At 69.9% G+C, this 16,053-nt stretch carries 15 protein-coding genes; 9 read left to right on the top strand and 6 right to left on the bottom strand.

Annotated elements, in window-relative coordinates; genetic code table 11:
* Positions 1–81: 81 nt before the first annotated feature.
* From HGG74_RS02640 to HGG74_RS02625, 4 genes are all read left to right on the top strand, one after another.
* On the top strand, positions 82–2,307 hold the full coding sequence (locus HGG74_RS02640) for a S9 family peptidase (protein WP_168484804.1): 2,226 nt from the start codon (positions 82–84) through the stop codon (positions 2,305–2,307).
* Between the two features lie 114 nt (positions 2,308–2,421).
* A complete protein-coding gene (locus tag HGG74_RS02635; RefSeq protein ID WP_168484803.1) occupies positions 2,422–2,889 on the top strand; it encodes a hotdog fold thioesterase in 468 nt (155 codons plus the stop codon).
* Positions 2,890–4,227, top strand: coding sequence for a phenylacetate--CoA ligase PaaK (gene paaK, locus HGG74_RS02630; protein ID WP_168484802.1), 1,338 nt, complete (start codon positions 2,890–2,892; stop codon positions 4,225–4,227).
* Positions 4,228–4,273: 46 nt separating this feature from the next.
* On the top strand, positions 4,274–4,900 hold the full coding sequence (locus tag HGG74_RS02625) for a TetR/AcrR family transcriptional regulator (protein WP_168484801.1): 627 nt from the start codon (positions 4,274–4,276) through the stop codon (positions 4,898–4,900).
* A 114-nt stretch (positions 4,901–5,014) separates the two neighbouring features.
* Here the strand turns inward: HGG74_RS02625 and paaZ are convergent, their stop codons facing one another.
* The 5 genes from paaZ to HGG74_RS02600 all read right to left on the bottom strand — a co-directional run bounded on the left by paaZ (position 5,015) and on the right by HGG74_RS02600 (position 11,357).
* Complete coding sequence (gene paaZ / locus HGG74_RS02620; RefSeq protein ID WP_168484800.1) at positions 5,015–7,087, bottom strand: phenylacetic acid degradation bifunctional protein PaaZ; 2,073 nt, start codon at positions 7,085–7,087, stop codon at positions 5,015–5,017.
* Positions 7,088–7,516: 429 nt separating this feature from the next.
* Positions 7,517–8,251: a tyrosine-protein phosphatase gene (locus HGG74_RS02615; RefSeq protein WP_246262602.1), complete on the bottom strand. Its 735-nt coding sequence runs from the start codon at positions 8,249–8,251 to the stop codon at positions 7,517–7,519.
* A gap of 177 nt (positions 8,252–8,428) precedes the next feature.
* A complete protein-coding gene (locus HGG74_RS02610) occupies positions 8,429–9,316 on the bottom strand; it encodes a 3-hydroxyacyl-CoA dehydrogenase family protein (protein ID WP_312856716.1) in 888 nt (295 codons plus the stop codon).
* Positions 9,313–10,143 (bottom strand): enoyl-CoA hydratase/isomerase family protein, encoded by an 831-nt coding sequence (locus tag HGG74_RS02605; protein WP_168484799.1) that lies wholly within the window; start codon positions 10,141–10,143, stop codon positions 9,313–9,315. Before HGG74_RS02605 ends, HGG74_RS02610 begins: the two co-directional genes overlap by 4 nt.
* Positions 10,143–11,357 (bottom strand): thiolase family protein, encoded by a 1,215-nt coding sequence (locus HGG74_RS02600; RefSeq protein ID WP_168484798.1) that lies wholly within the window; start codon positions 11,355–11,357, stop codon positions 10,143–10,145. The genes HGG74_RS02605 and HGG74_RS02600 overlap by 1 nt, the downstream gene beginning before the upstream one ends.
* Positions 11,358–11,608: 251 nt before the next feature.
* Between HGG74_RS02600 and HGG74_RS02595 the strand changes: the two genes are divergently transcribed.
* The 4 genes from HGG74_RS02595 to HGG74_RS02580 all read left to right on the top strand — a co-directional run bounded on the left by HGG74_RS02595 (position 11,609) and on the right by HGG74_RS02580 (position 15,203).
* The gene (locus HGG74_RS02595; protein WP_168484797.1) at positions 11,609–12,046 is read left to right on the top strand and encodes a VOC family protein; all 438 of its coding nucleotides are present in this window, start codon (positions 11,609–11,611) and stop codon (positions 12,044–12,046) included.
* 88 nt (positions 12,047–12,134) lie between these two features.
* Complete coding sequence (locus HGG74_RS02590) at positions 12,135–13,085, top strand: 1,4-dihydroxy-2-naphthoyl-CoA synthase (protein WP_168485168.1); 951 nt, start codon at positions 12,135–12,137, stop codon at positions 13,083–13,085.
* Between the two features lie 18 nt (positions 13,086–13,103).
* Positions 13,104–14,213 (top strand): AMP-binding protein, encoded by a 1,110-nt coding sequence (locus HGG74_RS02585; RefSeq protein ID WP_168484796.1) that lies wholly within the window; start codon positions 13,104–13,106, stop codon positions 14,211–14,213.
* Between the two features lie 108 nt (positions 14,214–14,321).
* The gene (locus tag HGG74_RS02580; RefSeq protein ID WP_168484795.1) at positions 14,322–15,203 is read left to right on the top strand and encodes a 1,4-dihydroxy-2-naphthoate polyprenyltransferase; all 882 of its coding nucleotides are present in this window, start codon (positions 14,322–14,324) and stop codon (positions 15,201–15,203) included.
* Between the two features lie 30 nt (positions 15,204–15,233).
* On the opposite strand, the gene HGG74_RS02575 is transcribed toward HGG74_RS02580, so the two are convergent.
* A complete protein-coding gene (locus HGG74_RS02575) occupies positions 15,234–15,545 on the bottom strand; it encodes a DUF4229 domain-containing protein (RefSeq protein ID WP_312856715.1) in 312 nt (103 codons plus the stop codon).
* Positions 15,546–15,641: 96 nt separating this feature from the next.
* Between HGG74_RS02575 and HGG74_RS02570 the strand changes: the two genes are divergently transcribed.
* The gene (locus tag HGG74_RS02570; RefSeq protein ID WP_168484794.1) at positions 15,642–16,025 is read left to right on the top strand and encodes a PLD nuclease N-terminal domain-containing protein; all 384 of its coding nucleotides are present in this window, start codon (positions 15,642–15,644) and stop codon (positions 16,023–16,025) included.
* Positions 16,026–16,053: the final 28 nt, after the last annotated feature.

Below are 16,053 nucleotides of genomic sequence, written 5' to 3'. Positions count from 1 at the left end.
CGTTCAGAATATTATCCCGGCGAGGGTGAGTCAAGCAGCCGAAGCCGACGCTGCGGGAGCGCCCCAATCTATATTGGTGCCATGACGCACCCTGCACCCGACGGCGCCGCCGCACCCTCCACCGCCGCGCCCGCAGTCCCCCGCACCGCCCCGGCGCCGCAGCCGCCGGCCGCCCGGAAGGTTCCAGTCGAGCGGATCCACCACGGCGACGTCGTCGTGGACGACTACGAGTGGCTGCGCGCCAAGGAGGATCCCGAGGTCGTGGCCCACCTCAGGGCCGAGAACGAGTACACGGAGGCGGTCACGGCCGGGCAGCAGCCGCTGCGGGAGGCGATCTTCCAGGAAATCAAGAACCGGACCCAGGAAACCGACCTCTCCGTGCCGGTGCGCAAGGACGGCTGGTGGTACTACAGCCGGATGGAGGAAGGCAGGCAGTATGCCGTCCGGTGCCGGGTCCAGGCCCGGGACACCGGCGACCTGGCTGCGGACTGGACGCCCCCGCAGGTCGAGCCCGGTACCGAAATACCGGGCGAGCAGGTTCTGCTCGACGGCAATGCCGAAGCCGAGGGCAAGCCCTTCTTCGCCCTTGGCGGCACCGCAGTGACCAAGGACGGCAACCTTTTCGCCTACGCCGTCGACACCACCGGGGACGAGCGGTTCACCCTGCGGATCAAGGACCTGCGTACCGGCGAACTGCTGCCGGACGTGGTGGAGAACGTCTTCTACGCGCCGGCCTTTTCACCGGACGGCCGCCAGGTGTTCTACCTCGTGGTGGACGACACCTGGCGGCCCTGGCAGGTCAGGTCCCACGTCCTTGGCACCGGCGTGGAGGAGGACACCGTCATCCACCAGGAAGACGACCCGGCCATGTGGACCGGCTTCGACCTCTCCGCGGACCGCCGCCACCTGGTGGTCAGCATCAGCTGCTCCGAATACAGCGAGACCCGGCTGCTGGACTTCGCCGACCAGGCAGCCGGCCTGCGCACGCTGGTCCCGCGCAGCGAGCGCATCCTTTACGACGCCGAACCCTTCCAGCTGGCCGGGCGGGAGATGGTGCTGCTGACGCACAACAAGGAAGCAGTCAATTCAATGGTCTCGCTGGCCGGACTGGACGAGTTCGCCAAGCCGCTGGCCGAGCAGCAGTGGGCCACCGTCGTGCCGCACGACGACGCCGTGCGCGTCAACGGCGCCGGCGTCACCGCCACGCACATGGTGCTGTCGGTGCGCAAGGACACCATCGAGCGCGTCCAGGTCATCCCGCTGGCCGGGCTGGGCACGGGCACGCAGGCCGCCCCGGCGGAACCGGACTTCGACGAGGAGCTGTTCACCGCCGGCGCCGGCGCCATGGACTACGAGTCACCGGTCATCCGGCTCGGCTACGCCTCGTTCCTCACCCCGCCCCGGGTCTACGACTATGAGCCGGCCACCGGCCGGCTGTGGCTGCGCAAGGAAACCCCGGTGCCCGGCTACGACCGCGGCGCCTATGTGGCCAGCCGCGAATGGGCCACAAGCCGGGACGGCACCCGGATTCCACTCTCCGTGCTGCGCCGGTCCGAGGTGCGCCCGGACGGCTCCAACCCCGCCCTGCTCTATGCCTACGGCAGCTACGAGCACAGCATGGACCCGTATTTCAGCACGGCGCGGCTGTCCGTGCTGGACCGTGGCGTGGTGATGGTCATCGCCCACGTGCGCGGCGGCGGCGAAATGGGCCGGAAGTGGTACGAGGACGGCAAGAAACTGAAGAAGAAGAACACCTTCACCGACTTCGTGGACGCCACGGACTGGCTGGCCGCCTCCGGCTGGGCGGACCCGGCGCGCATCGCGGCCATGGGCGGCTCGGCCGGCGGCCTGCTGATGGGCGCCGTGGCCAACCTCGCCCCGCAGAAATACGCCGCGATCCTGGCGCAGGTGCCGTTCGTGGATCCGCTCACCTCCGTGCTGGATCCGGACCTGCCGCTCTCGGCGCTCGAGTGGGAAGAGTGGGGCAACCCGCTCGAGGACCCCGAGGTGTACGCCTACATGAAGTCCTACAGCCCGTACGAGAACGTCCGGCCGCTGCCCTACCCGCCGATCGCGGCGGTGACCAGCTTCAATGACACCCGGGTGCTGTACGTGGAGCCGGCCAAGTGGGTGGCGCGGCTGCGCGCGGCCACTACCGGCACCGCACCGGTAGTGCTCAAGACCGACATGGACGCCGGCCACGGGGGCGCCTCCGGCCGCTACGAGGCCTGGAAGGACGCGGCCTGGGACTACGCCTTCGTGCTCGATGCCCTCGGGGCAACGGAGCTGCTCCCGCCCCCGCAGTAATCCCGCAGCGGCCCGGCCGGTCCGGCGGCAGTTCGACCGCCCGTACAACTTGACAGCAGGCCCCTCCCGGGTATTACCTAATGAACATTCGGTAAATAAAGTGAGAGGTCTCACATGAGCGACGCTGACGTCGGGACGGCTCCCGCTCCGGCACGGATCCACCCCGCCTTCGTGGACGACAAGGCCGCCCGCTGGATGGGTGTGGAGGTCCTGCGGGCGGAGTTCGGCGACGTGGTCATCCAGATGAGGATCCGCCACGAAATGCTCAACGGCTTCGGCATGGCCCAGGGCGGGATGGTCTTCGCCTTCGCCGATGTGGCCTTCGCCCTAGCCTGCAACGATCCGGACGGCGACGGCAGCACCATCACCGTGGCCTCCGGCGTCGACGTCAACTTCATGAAGCCCGGCTTCGAAGGCAGGCTGCTGACCGCCACCGCGCGGCTGGTCAACCAGACCGGCCGCAGCGGACTCTACGACATCCGCGTCACGCAGGAAGGTAGCAGCGGCGAAGAGGTCCTCGCCGAATTCCGCGGCCGCTCCCGCACCATTCCCAATCCCCGTAGCACCAGCAAGGACAGCTGAATGAACATCACCGCCGGTACCAAGGCCCGCAGGTCCACCCCCGCCGACCCCGCCACGCTTGATCCCGAGGAGCTGATGAGCCGGGACGAGCTGGAGGCGCTGCAGCTGCAGCGCCTGCAGCATACGGTGGCGTATGCCTACGAGCGGGTGCCGATGTACCGGAGCAAGTTCGACGAGGCCGGGGTCCACCCGTCGGATCTGAAGGAGCTGGCCGACCTGGCGAAGTTCCCGTACACGGACAAGGAGGACCTGCGCCGTGCCTACCCGTTCGGCATGTTCGCCGTGCCTCAGCAGGAAGTGGCCCGGATCCACGCCTCCTCGGGAACCACCGGCCGGCCCACGGTGGTCGGCTACACCAAGGGGGACCTGCGCCGCTGGGAGGATCTGTTCGCCCGGTCGCTGCGCGCCTCCGGGGTCAAGCCCGGCTGGAAGGTGCACAACGCGTACGGCTACGGCCTGTTCACCGGCGGCCTGGGCGCGCACTACGGGGCCGAGAAGCTCGGCTGCACGGTGATCCCGATGTCCGGCGGGCAGACCGAGAAGCAGATCCAGCTGATCGCCGACTTCGAGCCCGACGCGATCCTGTGCACCCCGACCTACCTGCTGACCATCGTGGACGCGATGGAGCACGCCGGCATCGACCCGTCGGCGACGTCGCTGAAGGTCGCGGTGCTCGGGGCCGAGCCCTGGACCGAGGAGATGCGCCGGGAGCTGGAGAGCCGGCTGGACATCGACGCCTGCGACATCTACGGGCTCTCGGAGGTCATGGGCCCGGGCGTGGCCGGCGAGTGCATCGACTACAAGGACGGCTCGACCATCTGGGAGGACCACTTCCGCCCCGAGATCGTGGACCCGGTCACCAACGCGGTGCTGGCCGACGGCGAGTCCGGGGAGCTGGTCTTCACCTCCCTGACCAAGGAGGCCATGCCGGTCATCCGCTACCGCACCCACGACCTGACCCGGCTGCTGCCGGGCACCGGGCGGCCGAACATGCGCCGGATCGGGCGGATCACCGGCCGGAGCGACGACATGATCATCCTGCGGGGGGTGAACCTGTTCCCGACCCAGATCGAGGAGATCGCCCTGCGGATCCCGGGACTGTCCCCGCACTTCCAGCTCGAGCTGACCCGGCCGGCCCGGATGGACGAGCTCACCGTGCGGATCGAGCGCCGCGAGGACTGCACGCCCGAAACCGCCGCCCAGGCCGCGAAGGAACTGGCCGCGCAGATCAAGATCCACGTCGGGTCCTCCTGCCGGATCGAAATCGCCGAACCCGGCACGCTGGCCCGCTCCAGCGGCAAGCTCCGCCGCATCTACGACCTGCGCAACCAGACCTGACGGAGCCGCAGGAATCCAACCGCCAGTACGTGGGAAGATGGACACCATGCCCAAATCGAAGACCCCCGAGGCCGCCCGGCGCGGCCGCCCCGGATACGACCAGCAGTCCGTCCTGAGCGTGGCCGTGGCCGTCTTCAACAAGCACGGCTACGAGGCCACCTCCATGGGCATCCTCGCGGAGAACCTGGGCATTTCCAAGAGCGCCATCTACCACCACGTCCCCTCCAAGGGAGACCTGCTGCGGCTGGCCCTGGACGAGGCGCTGGGTTCGCTGGAAGCGATTCTGGACGAACCCGGCGCCTCGTCCGGGAGGGCCGATGCCCGGCTGGAATACGTCCTGCGCAGCACGGTGAAAGTGCTGACCGAGAAGCTTCCCTATGTGACCCTGCTGCTGCGCCTGCGCGGCAATACCGAGGTCGAACGCAACGCCTTGGAGCGCCGGCGCGCCTTCGACCGGAAGGTGGCCGACCTCGTGGACGCGGCACGTTCCGAGGGATCGCTGCGCAGCGACATCGACCCGCGCACCACCACCCGCCTGCTCTTCGGGACGATCAACTCGATCGTCGAATGGTACAAGCCCGGCGGCACGCTGACCGCGGAGAAGCTCGCCGACGACCTGCTGACCATGATCTTCGACGGGCTGCATCTGCCCGCCGCGGCCCGCATCGCCTAGGGCGCTGCAGCGGGCCGGCAGAGCACGGCCAGGAAGCACATAAGGAAATGGCGGTCCCGTCCGGGACCGCCATTTCCTTATGCACCGCTGCTTATGCCGCCCGCGGGGCGCCGCCTACTTGGCCACCAGCGTCAGCACGTCGTAGGTGGCCACGATCTCGTCGTTCTGGTTGGTGATGACCGTGTCCCAGGCCACCTCGCCGTACTCGTCCGTCTCCCGCGGGGTGATCTTCTTGGCGGTGATCGTCACGCGGATGGAATCACCGGCGGCCACCGGGGTGATGAAGCGCAGGTTCTCGAGGCCGTAGTTGGCCAGCACCGGTCCCGGGGCAGGCTCCACGAACAGTCCGGCGGCCCAGGACAGCAGCAGGTAGCCGTGGGCCACAATGCCGGGGAAGAACGGGTTCGCCGCCGCCGCCTCCTGGTTGGTATGGGCGTAGAAGGTATCCCCGGTCTCGTTGGCGAAGGCGGTGATGTCCTCCAGCGTGACCTGGCGCAGGCCGGACCGGTAGGCGTCGCCGATCTTCAGCTCGGACAGGCTCTTGCGGAACGGGTGGACCTCGCCGAAGTGCTGGTCGGCGCCGGTGTGCCAGACGCCGGTCACCGCGGTGAGCATGTTGGGCGAACCCTGGATGGCGGTGCGCTGCATGTGGTGCAGCACGGAGCGGATGCCGCCCAGCTCCTCGCCGCCGCCGGCCCGGCCCGGCCCGCCGTGGATCAGGTGCGGCACCGGGGAACCATGGCCGGTGGAAGTGCGCGCATCCTCGCGGTTGAGCACCAGCACGCGGCCGTGGTGCGCGGCGATGCCCGTGACAAGCGTCTGCGCCGCGGCCGGGTCGTTGGTCGCCACCGTGGCCACCAGGGAGCCGGAGCCCTTGGCCGCCAGCCGGACGGCGTCGTCGAGGTCCTCGTAGCCGATGACGGAGGATACCGGGCCGAATGCTTCCAGCGAGTGCACCGCCTCGGCATTGGCATCAGCCCAGCGGAGCAGGACCGGGGCCATGAATGCGCCCTCTTCGGAGATGCCGACGGAACCGTCGGCTTGCTTCACCTGCGGGGAGTCCAGCGTGCCGTACGCCAGCTCGCCGCCGGCGTCCAGCATCGACTGCACGACGGCGCGGACGTCGCGCAGCTGTTCCAGCGAGGCCAGCGCGCCCATGGTCACGCCCTCGGCGCGGGGGTCGCCCACGACCACGCGCTCCCGGATGCGCGCTCCGACGGCGTCCACGACGTCGCCGACCAGGGCTTTGGGCACGATCGCCCGGCGGATGGAGGTGCATTTCTGCCCCGCCTTGGCGGTCATCTCGGTGACCAGGGACTTCACGTAGGCCTCGAACTCCGGGGTGCCCGGCGCGGCGTCGGGTCCCAGGATCGCGGCGTTAAGCGAGTCCGCCTCCGAGGTGAAGCGGATGCCGCCCTCGCCCACGTTCGGGTGCGACTTGAGCATATTGGCCGTGTGCGCCGAACCCGTGAAGGACACCGCGTCGCGGTAGTCCAGGTGGTCCAGCAGGTCGCGGGCCGAGCCGGAGAGCAGCTGCAGGGACCCGGCGGGCAGGATGGTGGATTCGATGATCAGCTTCACTGCCGCGGCGGCCACGTAGCCGGTGGGCGTGGCCGGCTTCACGATGGTGGGGACGCCGGCGAGGAAGGCCGGCGCGAACTTCTCCAGCATGCCCCAGATGGGGAAGTTGAAGGCGTTGATCTGTACTGCGACACCGGGGATCCGGGTGTAGATGTGCTCGCCGATGAAGGAGCCGTCCTTGGACAGCTGCTCGGCCGGGCCGTCCACGACGACCTGGGCATTGGGCAGTTCGCGGCGGCCCTTGGAACCGAAGGTGAAGAGCACGCCGATGCCGCCGTCGACGTCGATCATGTTGTCGATCTTGGTGGCCCCGGTGCGGTGCGAGAGTTCGTAGAGCGCCTCGCGGTGGCCGTTGAGGTACTGGGCGAGCTCCTTGAGCTTCAGCGCCCGCTGGTGGAACGTCAGCTCCCCGAGCCCGGCCTGGCCCACCGTCCGGCCGTGCTCGATGACCGCGGCCAGGTCCAGGCCCTCGGTACTGACCTTGGCAATGACGGCGCCGGTGCTGGCATCGCGCACCTCGGTGCCGGCCACCTCCCCCTCGGGAGTCCACCAGGCGTCCTGGACGAAGCTCGGGACAATCTCAACACCCACAGCGGTAGAGGTCATCGTTGGCAGCCTTTCCTTCCCCGTACGATCCTGCCGGCAGCCGGCGCGGTCTCGTCAAAATATACTGAACGGTCGGTCGGTAACATATCCAGCCTACATGATCGGGGCCGCGGGCACACCGGCCGCGGCCGTGATTTTGCCGCCTGCGGCCACCGGGACCGGCTGCGGCGCGGGTCGCCGCGGGACGCCGCGGGACGCCGCGGGGCAGCGGAAGTATAGGCCCGGCCGGAGCCGAAGTCGAGAGGTCCGGCCCCTGTAAAGTGTCGGTGCCAGCGGGTACCTTTGGGATATCGGCCTCCAGGGCCGGGTGGTACCGGGGTTTGGGGACCGGGAGCCGCGCCTGTCGGGCGTGCACCGGGCCGGTGCCGGACGGACTGGTGGTGGCGGCAGTTGGGGGATTACCGCCACCACCAGCCGCGCCTGTCCGGCTCAGGCGGACCCGGACAGGCGCCGGCGCAGCCGCCGGATTTCCGCGGCAGTGACTCCCGCAGCCAGCAGGTACGCTTCGGCGTCGAGCCGGTCCAGCGCGGCCAGGAAGGCCGCCCGGGTCTCGGCGATCCGCTCGGCCAGCTCTTCCTCCGCCAGGTGCCGTTCCACCGGATGCGGATACGGGCTGATGCGGTGCCACTCATTGATGCCGCGCAGGCCCAGTTCATAGTGGTCCGCGTTGGCCTGCGCGCTGGCTCCGGCCAGCTGCAGCAGCAGCATGGAGACCAGGCCGGTGCGGTCCCGGCCGGCGGAGCAGTTGATGACGACGGCGCCTTCGGCACCGGCGAGCGCCCGGAAGACCTCGGCGATCTTGTCCGGGAACAGGCGCAGGCAGTCCAGGTAGGAACGGGGATGGGCCATGTAGCGGCCGAAGACCGCGCCGAACCGCTCGTGTGCCGGATCCTCGGTGGGCCGGTGCAGGACCGTAAAGCGGGCGATGGCCTCGGGCGGCACCACCGGGTCGGTCGGCCGCCGGGTCCGCTCGTTGCCGTTGCGCAGGTCCACGATGGTGCGCACGCCGTCGTCCCAGGCCTGCCGCCAGCCCGTGGCCGTCAGCCATTCGGAGCGGCCCATCCGGTAGATGTCGCCGGCCAGCAGCCGGGCATTGACGGCACCTTCCCAGTGCACGGCCCCGCCGAAGCCGGCCATGCCGCGGCCCTCAGCCGCGCGGCGCATGGTGCTTCGCCGGCGTGGCGGGGGTGAACGGGGGCATGCCCTCATCATAGGGCGCCTCCGGCGCCGCCCCGGACTCCGGCATCCGCGCCCCGGTACGGCAGGTGCGCAGGACAACGGCGGCCGTGCGCGAAGGGTTCGGCGCGGCCGCCGTTCCCGGGTGCGTTCCCGGGGCCTGGGCTACTGCTGCCAGTCGAAGAAGCCCTTGCCGGTCTTGCGTCCGAGCTCGCCGCGTGCCACCTTGTCGCGCAGGATCTGCGGCGGGGCGAAGCGCTCCCCCAGCGTCGAGGCCAGGTATTCGGCGATCCCCAAACGCACGTCCAGGCCCACGATGTCGGTGGTCTTCAGCGGGCCCACCGGGTGCTTGTAGCCGAGCACCATCGCGGCGTCGATATCCTCGGCCGAGGCCACGCCTTCCTCGACCATCCGCATGGCCTCAAGCGCGATCGCCACGCCCAGCCGGGAGGAGGCGAAGCCGGGCGCGTCGTGGACAACGACGGCGGTCTTGCCCAGCGCCTGGACCCAGGCCCTGGCGGCGGTGGCCAGCTCCTCGGATGTCTCCTCGGCCAGGACCACCTCGACCAGCAGCGACGCCGGCACCGGGTTGAAGAAGTGCAGGCCGCAGAACCGGGCCGGACGCTGCAGGGTCGCGGCCAGCTTGGTCACCGACAGCGAGGAGGTGTTCGTGGCCAGCCACGCCGTCGGCGCCAGCTGCTCCTCCACCGCCTTCAGCGCGGAGGACTTGAGTTCGAAGTCCTCCGGAACGGCTTCGACCACCAGGTCGCAGGAGGCAAAGTCCGCGTAATCGGTGGAGACGGCCAGGCGCCCGGTCAGGTAGTCCAGGGTGCCCTCAATGGTCCCGCGCTCCAGCGACTTCGCCAGTGAGCCTTCCACCCGCTCCCGCGCACCGGCTGCCGCCTGCTCGTCACGTTCGACGACGACGACCTCGGCTCCGGCCAGGACGAAGGCATGGGCAATGCCCGCGCCCATCCGGCCGCCGCCGAGCACGCCGACTTTTCCGGGGACCTGGCCGGGGACCGCTTCCGGTCCGGTTGCTGCTGCGTTCACTTCGCTGCCTCCTGCTGCATCGTCTCCTGCGCACCGGTGCTCCTGGCATCCTTCGCCGCTTGCTTCGATGCCCGCTTGTCCAAAAATGCCTGCATCCGGTCGAACTTGGCCTGGGATTCGAAAAGAATGCCCTGGGCCAGCTGGTCGATCACCGGGTGCGCCTCGGGCGGGGCGTGGAAGACGCTCTTGGTGATGCGCACCGCCAGCGGGTCCTGCAGCCCGATCCGGTCCGCCAGCCCGTGGGCGGCGGCGAGCAGCTCCTCGGCGGGGTGGATCCCGGTGATCAGGTGGACCGCCCTGGCCTCCTCGGCGCCGAGGACCTTGCCTGCGAGCAGGATCTCCTTGGCCACCGGCTCGCCCACCAGCTCGCGCAGCCGCCAGGAGGCCCCGGCGGCGGCCAGGATGCCGAGGCCGGTTTCCGGGTTGCCGATCTTCAACGCCGGGGTGCCGATGCGGAAGTCCGCCGCGTACGCCAGTTCCGCGCCGCCGCCGAGGGCGTAGCCGTCCAGGGCGGCGATGACGGGCATCGGCAGCTTGGCGATGCGCACGAAGATGCCGGAGTTGATGCCCATCAGGGCGTCGTCGCGGCGGCGTTCGCGCAACTGGGCGATATCGGCGCCCGAGGCAAACACCCCGCCGGAGCCGGAAAGGATCAGGATCCGGGGTGTCTGCTCCAGTACCGCGCAGACCTGGTGCAGCTCGTCGACCATCTGCTGGTCGATGGCGTTGCGCACCTCGGGCCGGTTCAGCTGTATATGGACCCGGTCCGGCTTGTCCGCGGCCTCGTCGATCAGCAGGGTCGAGAAGTCCCGGTCGTGGAACAGCATCAGGCGAGCTCGACGATCATCGAGGTGCCCTGGCCGACGCCGACGCACATGGTGGCCAGTCCGTGGCGGGCGCCTTCGCGCTCCATCCGGCCCAGCAGGGTGATGGCGATGCGCGCCCCGGAGGAGCCCAGCGGATGGCCGAGCGCGATCGCGCCGCCGTCGTTGTTGACAATGCCCTGGTCCAGGCCCAGCCGGCGCATGACGGCCAGCGACTGGGTGGCGAAGGCCTCGTTGAGCTCGACGGCGCCGATGTCGTCCAGCGACAGGCCGGCCCTGGCCAGCACCTTCTGCGTGGCCGGCACCGGGCCGATGCCCATTACCTCGGGAGCCACGCCGGCGGAGCCGCCCTCCACCACGCGGGCGCGCGGGGACAGGCCGAACTTCTTCACGGCCGCCTCGGAGGCCACCACGATGGCGGAGGCGCCGTCGTTGAGCGAACTGGAGTTGCCGGCCGTGACGATGCCGCCGGGCTTGACCACAGGGTGCAGGCCGGCCAGCACCTCCAGCGTGGTGCCGGGGCGCGGGCCCTCGTCCGTGTCCACCATGGTCGTCTGCCCCTTGCGGCCGTGGACCTGGACGGGGACGATCTCTTCCTTGAAGCGTCCGCCCTCGATGGCGGCGATCGCCCGTTCGTGGGAACGGACCGCGAACGCATCCGCGTCCTCGCGGCTGATGTTGTCCACCGCCGCCACCTCTTCGGCCGTCTCGGGCATGGAGTAGGTCATCTTGCCGCCGCGGGCCAGGTCTCCGTGGGTGAAACGGTGGTTGACGAAGCGCCAGCCGATCGAGGTGTCGAACACCTCGCCCGGCTTGGCGAAGGCCTTGGCCGGCTTCTCCATCACCCAGGGGGCGCGGCTCATCGACTCCGTGCCGCCGGCCACCACGATGTCGGCGGCGCCGGACTTGACCATATGGGAGGCCATAATGATGGCGCTCAGGCCGGAGGCGCACAGCCGATTGACGGTGATGCCCGGCACGTGGTCCGGGTAGCCGGCCAGCAGCCAGGCCATGCGCGCCACATTGCGGTTCTCCTCGCCGGCACCGTTGGCATTGCCGAGGATGACTTCCTCGACGGCGTCGGGGTCGACCCCGGCCCGCACCACTGCTTCCTTGACCACCAGCGCGGCCAGATCGTCCGGACGCACCGAGGACAGTGCCCCGCCGTAGCGTCCAACCGGGGTGCGTGCCCCGCCCACCAGGAATGCCTCAACCATTGGATTTTCCTCAGCCTCAATGAGATTAATGAACCGCCGGCGGCAGGAACCAAGACCTGCCCGGCACCCCGGAACCGCGGGGGCCCGGAACAATTACCGACCGACCGTTCTATTGAGAATCCCACGCCGCGGCGGCCGGGGTCAACCGCACTGTGGCGAGTATGACACTTCCGCAGCCGGAACGCGCATGCCGCCGCGGCCGGTGCCGGCCGGGGCTGTCCCGCCGGCGGAACCCGCCCTAGAGTCGCTGCATGGCTTACAGCATTCAGGTAGTGGTCGACAGCGCCGATGCCCATACCCAGGCCGACTGGTGGGCCGAAACCTTGGGCTGGGTGGTGGAGCCGACGGACCAGGACTTCATCGCCGGCCTGATCGAGCAAGGCCTGGCCAGGGAGGAGGACACCATCATCCACAACGGCAAACGTGTGTGGAAGACGGGAGCTGCCATCTGTCCGGCGGAGGAAGTCGGGGACCGGACCCGGCGCCGGATCCTGTTCCAGCCGGTTCCCGAGGGCAAGACCGTCAAGAACAGGGTGCATTGGGACGTGCATGTGGGCGACGAGGACAAGGACGAAGTGCGGGCCCGGCTGGAGGCCCGCGGTGCCACGTTCCTGTACGCCGCATCGCAGGGCCCGTTTGACTGGTACACCATGGCCGATCCGGAAGGCAACGAGTTCTGCATCTCATAACGGGAGGGCGGCTGCGGTGGCCGGATAGACTCGCTATGTGAGTTCAGAGCAATCCGCCCCGCTGCCCGCCGCCGTCCCTCCGCAGAAAATGCCGGAGAAGGTTTCGGACATATTCGATCCGTCCCGGTGGCGCGAGGTGCAGGGCTTCGACTTCCAGGACCTGACCTACCACCGCCAGGTCGAACGGGACGCCGGGGGCAACATCGTGCGCGACCTGCCCGCCGTACGCATCGCGTTCAACCGTCCGGAGGTGCGCAACGCGTTCCGTCCCAACACGGTGGACGAACTTTACCGGGCCATCGACCACGCGCGGATGACGCCGGACGTGGCCACCGTGCTGCTGACCGGCAACGGCCCCTCCCCCAGGGACGGCGGCCACTCCTTCTGCTCCGGCGGGGACCAGCGCATCCGCGGCCGGGACGGATACAGGTACGTAGTAGAAAACACAGAAGGCGAGACCAAGGAGAGCATCGATCCAGCCCGCGCCGGCCGGCTGCACATCCTCGAAGTCCAGCGCCTGATCCGCACCAGCCCCAAGGTGGTCATCGCCGTCGTCAACGGCTGGGCCGCCGGCGGCGGGCACAGCCTGCACGTGGTCGCCGACCTGACCATCGCCTCCCGCCAGCACGGCAGGTTCAAGCAGACCGACGCCACCGTGGGCAGCTTCGACGCCGGCTACGGCTCGGCCCTGCTGGCCCGCCAGGTGGGGCAGAAAGCCGCCCGGGAAATCTTCTTCCTCGCCCGTGAATACTCCGCCGAGGACATGGTCCGGATGGGTGCGGTGAACGAGGCGGTGGACCACGAGCGCCTCGAGGAGGTGGCCCTGGAGTACGCCGCGGACATTGCCCGGCAGTCCCCGCAGGCCATCCGGATGCTCAAGTTCGCCTTCAACCTGGCCGACGACGGCCTCGCCGGCCAGCAGGTGTTCGCCGGAGAGGCGACCCGGCTGGCCTACATGACCGACGAAGCGGTGGAGGGCAAGGAAGCGTTCCTGGAAAAACGCGACCCCGACTGGTCCCGCTTCCCCTACTACTTCTAGCCCGCCCCGCCAGCCCCGATGGATATCGACGCTGCCCGCACCGCCCTCGCCGCCGCCCTGGCCGGTACCGGCCCGGCCGTGGAAATCGCCCCCGATGGCGTGCCCTCACCGGTCCGCTCCGCCGGACTGGCCCCCGGGACCGCCGCAGTGGTGCGCACCTCCGGCTCCACCGGCACGCCCAAGGCCACCATGCTCGGCCGGCAGGCCCTGGCCGCCTCCGCCGCGGCGACCGCCGCCCGGCTGGGCGGCGAAGGCCAGTGGCTGCTCGCACTGAGCCCCAACTACGTGGCCGGCCTGCAGGTGCTGGTCCGGTCCATCCACGCCGGCACTGTGCCGGTGGTGATGGACCTGGCCGCCCGGTTCACCGCCGAAGCCTTCACCGAGGCGGCATCCGGGCTGACCCACCGCAGGCGCATCGCCTCGCTGGTCCCCACGCAGCTGCACCGGCTGCTCACCGATCCGGCGGAGGAGACCGTCAAGGCCCTGCGCCGCTTCGACGCGATCCTGCTCGGCGGCGCCCGGGCCCCGGGGGGGCTGCGCGAGGCCTCCCGGCGGCACGGGCTGAAGGTGGTGCGCACCTACGGCATGAGTGAAACCTGCGGCGGCTGCGTCTACGACGGCGTGCCGCTCGAGGGCGTGCAGGTGCGGCTCGACGGCGGCCGGGTGGTGCTCGGCGGTCCGGTGGTGGCCTCGGGCTACCTGGACAACGCCGCCCTGACCGGCGCCCACTTCAGCCGCGGCGCGGACGGCACCGCCTGGTTCCGCACCGAGGATCTGGGCGAACTGGACGGATCCGGCGTGCTCACGGTGACCGGACGGGCCGACGACGTGCTTGTCACCGGCGGCGTCAAGGTGTCCGCCGCGGCCGTGGCCGCGGCGATCGAAGCCGTCCCCGGTGTCGACGCCGTCCTGGTGGCCGGCGTGGACGACCCGGAATGGGGCACCCGGGTGGCCTGCGCCGTCGTCGGCCAGGCACCGCAGGAGCAGATCCGGGCCGCGGTGCGCACGCAGCTGGGCCCGGCCGCCGCGCCGCGGACCATCCTGGTCCTGCCGGAACTGCCGCTGCTGGCCAACGGCAAGCCGGACCGGCTGGCAGTGGCCAGGATGCTCCGGGACGCCGCCGGATAGGGATTGGGCGCTCCCGCCGTGTCGCTGACGCGCCACGCCGGGGCCCCGCGCCCCACTCCGCACCGCCTACGCACGCACAAGCACGAGAAGCAAAGGATAGGAACTTACGTGGCCACAGCAGCCCAATGGATTCACGGGGCGCGTCCCCGCACCCTGCCGATGGCGATCGCACCGGTGGCCGTGGGCAGCGCGGCCGCGTTCGAACTGGGCGCCTTCAAGCCGTTCCCCGCCCTGCTCGCGGTCCTGGTGGCCGTCCTGTTCCAGGTCGGGGTGAACTACGCCAACGACTACTCGGACGGCATCCGCGGCACGGACGATGCGCGGGTGGGGCCGATGCGCCTGACCGCATCCGGGGCGGCCCCGGCCCGGACCGTGAAGCAGGCGGCGTTCCTGTGCTTCGGGCTCGCGATGCTCGCCGGCCTGGTGCTGATCATCCTGTCCCGGACCTGGCCGCTGCTGCTGGTCGGCGTCGGCTGCGTGATTGCCGCCTGGGGCTATACCGGCGGCAGCAACCCGTACGGCTATCGGGGCCTGGGCGAGGTCTTCGTGTTCCTGTTCTTCGGGATCGTGGCGACCATGGGCACCACCTACACCCAGGCTCTGCAGGTGAGCTGGCCGTCCTTTATTGGCGCGGTGGGCACTGGCCTGATTGCCACCGCCCTGCTGATGGCCAACAATGTGCGCGACATCCCCACGGACCGCGAAGCGGGGAAACTGACGCTGGCGGTGCGCATCGGGGACGAGGCGGCCCGGGTCAGCTACGTGATGATGCTGGCCGTGGCCCTGCTGCTGCCGCTGGTGCTGGTCTACGAGCACCCGTGGGTGCTGCTGGTGCTGCTGCTGGTCCCGCTGTGCCTGCTGCCCAGCTGGACCATGCTCAAGGGCCAGCAGCGCAACAGCCTGATCCCGGTGCTGCAGCAGACCGGGATGATCAATCTGGGCTTCGCCGCGGCCTACGGGCTCGCGCTGGTGCTCGGCACGATCATCTGATGCGCCGCCTGTTTGCGGCCCCGGCCCGGCCTAGGCGCCGGGCTGCTGCCGGCGGTCCGGCTGCGCGCTCCGGGCACCGTCCTGCTCGGTGAGGGCGTCCTCGGCCAGCGCGTCGGAGATTTCCGTGGAGGTCCGCAGCGGCCGGCCCCGGCCGGAGAACCGCGAAGCCACGGCGGCGGCTGCCGCGTCGCGCCAGCTGCGGAAGAACAGGTAGGTGATGCACCAGGCGATAACGGCGGCGGCGATGGCCGAGAAGATGACGCCCAGGTGCAGGTAGAGGAAGACGACGAACAGGGCGGCCATCAGGCCTACCCGCAGTGCAGTGAATTTCCAGAAAGCCACCAGACAAGTTTACTCCCCGGCCGCGGCGGGCCGGGCCGCCGCAGGGAGCATCGGGGCGGCGCCGGTCCGGAGCGGCCGCTCAACTACAATTGAACTATGGCCCGTCTCTATATCCTGCTGGTTGTGCTGGCAGTGTCAATCATTGTTTATGCCCTCATCGAGTGCATCCGTTCGGCGCCATACGAGGTCCGGAGCATTTCCAAGCCGGGCTGGATCCTGACCATCCTGCTGGTGCCGCTGATCGGCGCCGGCCTGTGGTTCTTCTTCGGCCGTCCGCAGTCCGGCCGGGCCGCCGCGCAGGCACCCGCCCGCCGGCCGATGGCCCCCGACGAGGACATCGCGTTCCTGCGCGCCCTGGATGCGCAGCGGCGCAGCAAGCAGCGTGAAGAGGAACTGAAGCGGCGCGAGCAGGAACTGCGGGACCGGGAACAGAGCCTGGGCGAAGAGGGCCAGGACAACCCCGGCGGCAGCACCCGTTGACCCTGCGGTTCCCGGGCACCCCCGGGAA

Source organism: Arthrobacter mobilis (assembly GCF_012395835.1).
Taxonomy (GTDB): Bacteria; Actinomycetota; Actinomycetes; order Actinomycetales; family Micrococcaceae; genus Crystallibacter; species Crystallibacter mobilis.
Note: the sequence above shows the minus strand (reverse complement) of the source record. Positions and strands in the feature narration are given on the sequence as shown.

Excerpts from the sequence above, each read along its gene's own strand:
- HGG74_RS02640 (WP_168484804.1), top strand. The coding sequence starts at position 82 with ATGACGCACCCTGCACCCGACGGCGCCGCCGCACCCTCCACCGCCGCG.
- HGG74_RS02635 (WP_168484803.1), top strand. The coding sequence starts at position 2,422 with ATGAGCGACGCTGACGTCGGGACGGCTCCCGCTCCGGCACGGATCCAC.
- paaK (WP_168484802.1), top strand. The coding sequence starts at position 2,890 with ATGAACATCACCGCCGGTACCAAGGCCCGCAGGTCCACCCCCGCCGAC.
- HGG74_RS02625 (WP_168484801.1), top strand. The coding sequence starts at position 4,274 with ATGCCCAAATCGAAGACCCCCGAGGCCGCCCGGCGCGGCCGCCCCGGA.
- paaZ (WP_168484800.1), bottom strand. The coding sequence starts at position 7,087 with ATGACCTCTACCGCTGTGGGTGTTGAGATTGTCCCGAGCTTCGTCCAG.
- HGG74_RS02615 (WP_246262602.1), bottom strand. The coding sequence starts at position 8,251 with ATGCGCCGCGCGGCTGAGGGCCGCGGCATGGCCGGCTTCGGCGGGGCC.
- HGG74_RS02605 (WP_168484799.1), bottom strand. The coding sequence starts at position 10,143 with ATGCTGTTCCACGACCGGGACTTCTCGACCCTGCTGATCGACGAGGCC.
- HGG74_RS02600 (WP_168484798.1), bottom strand. The coding sequence starts at position 11,357 with ATGGTTGAGGCATTCCTGGTGGGCGGGGCACGCACCCCGGTTGGACGC.
- HGG74_RS02595 (WP_168484797.1), top strand. The coding sequence starts at position 11,609 with ATGGCTTACAGCATTCAGGTAGTGGTCGACAGCGCCGATGCCCATACC.
- HGG74_RS02590 (WP_168485168.1), top strand. The coding sequence starts at position 12,135 with ATGCCGGAGAAGGTTTCGGACATATTCGATCCGTCCCGGTGGCGCGAG.
- HGG74_RS02585 (WP_168484796.1), top strand. The coding sequence starts at position 13,104 with ATGGATATCGACGCTGCCCGCACCGCCCTCGCCGCCGCCCTGGCCGGT.
- HGG74_RS02570 (WP_168484794.1), top strand. The coding sequence starts at position 15,642 with ATGGCCCGTCTCTATATCCTGCTGGTTGTGCTGGCAGTGTCAATCATT.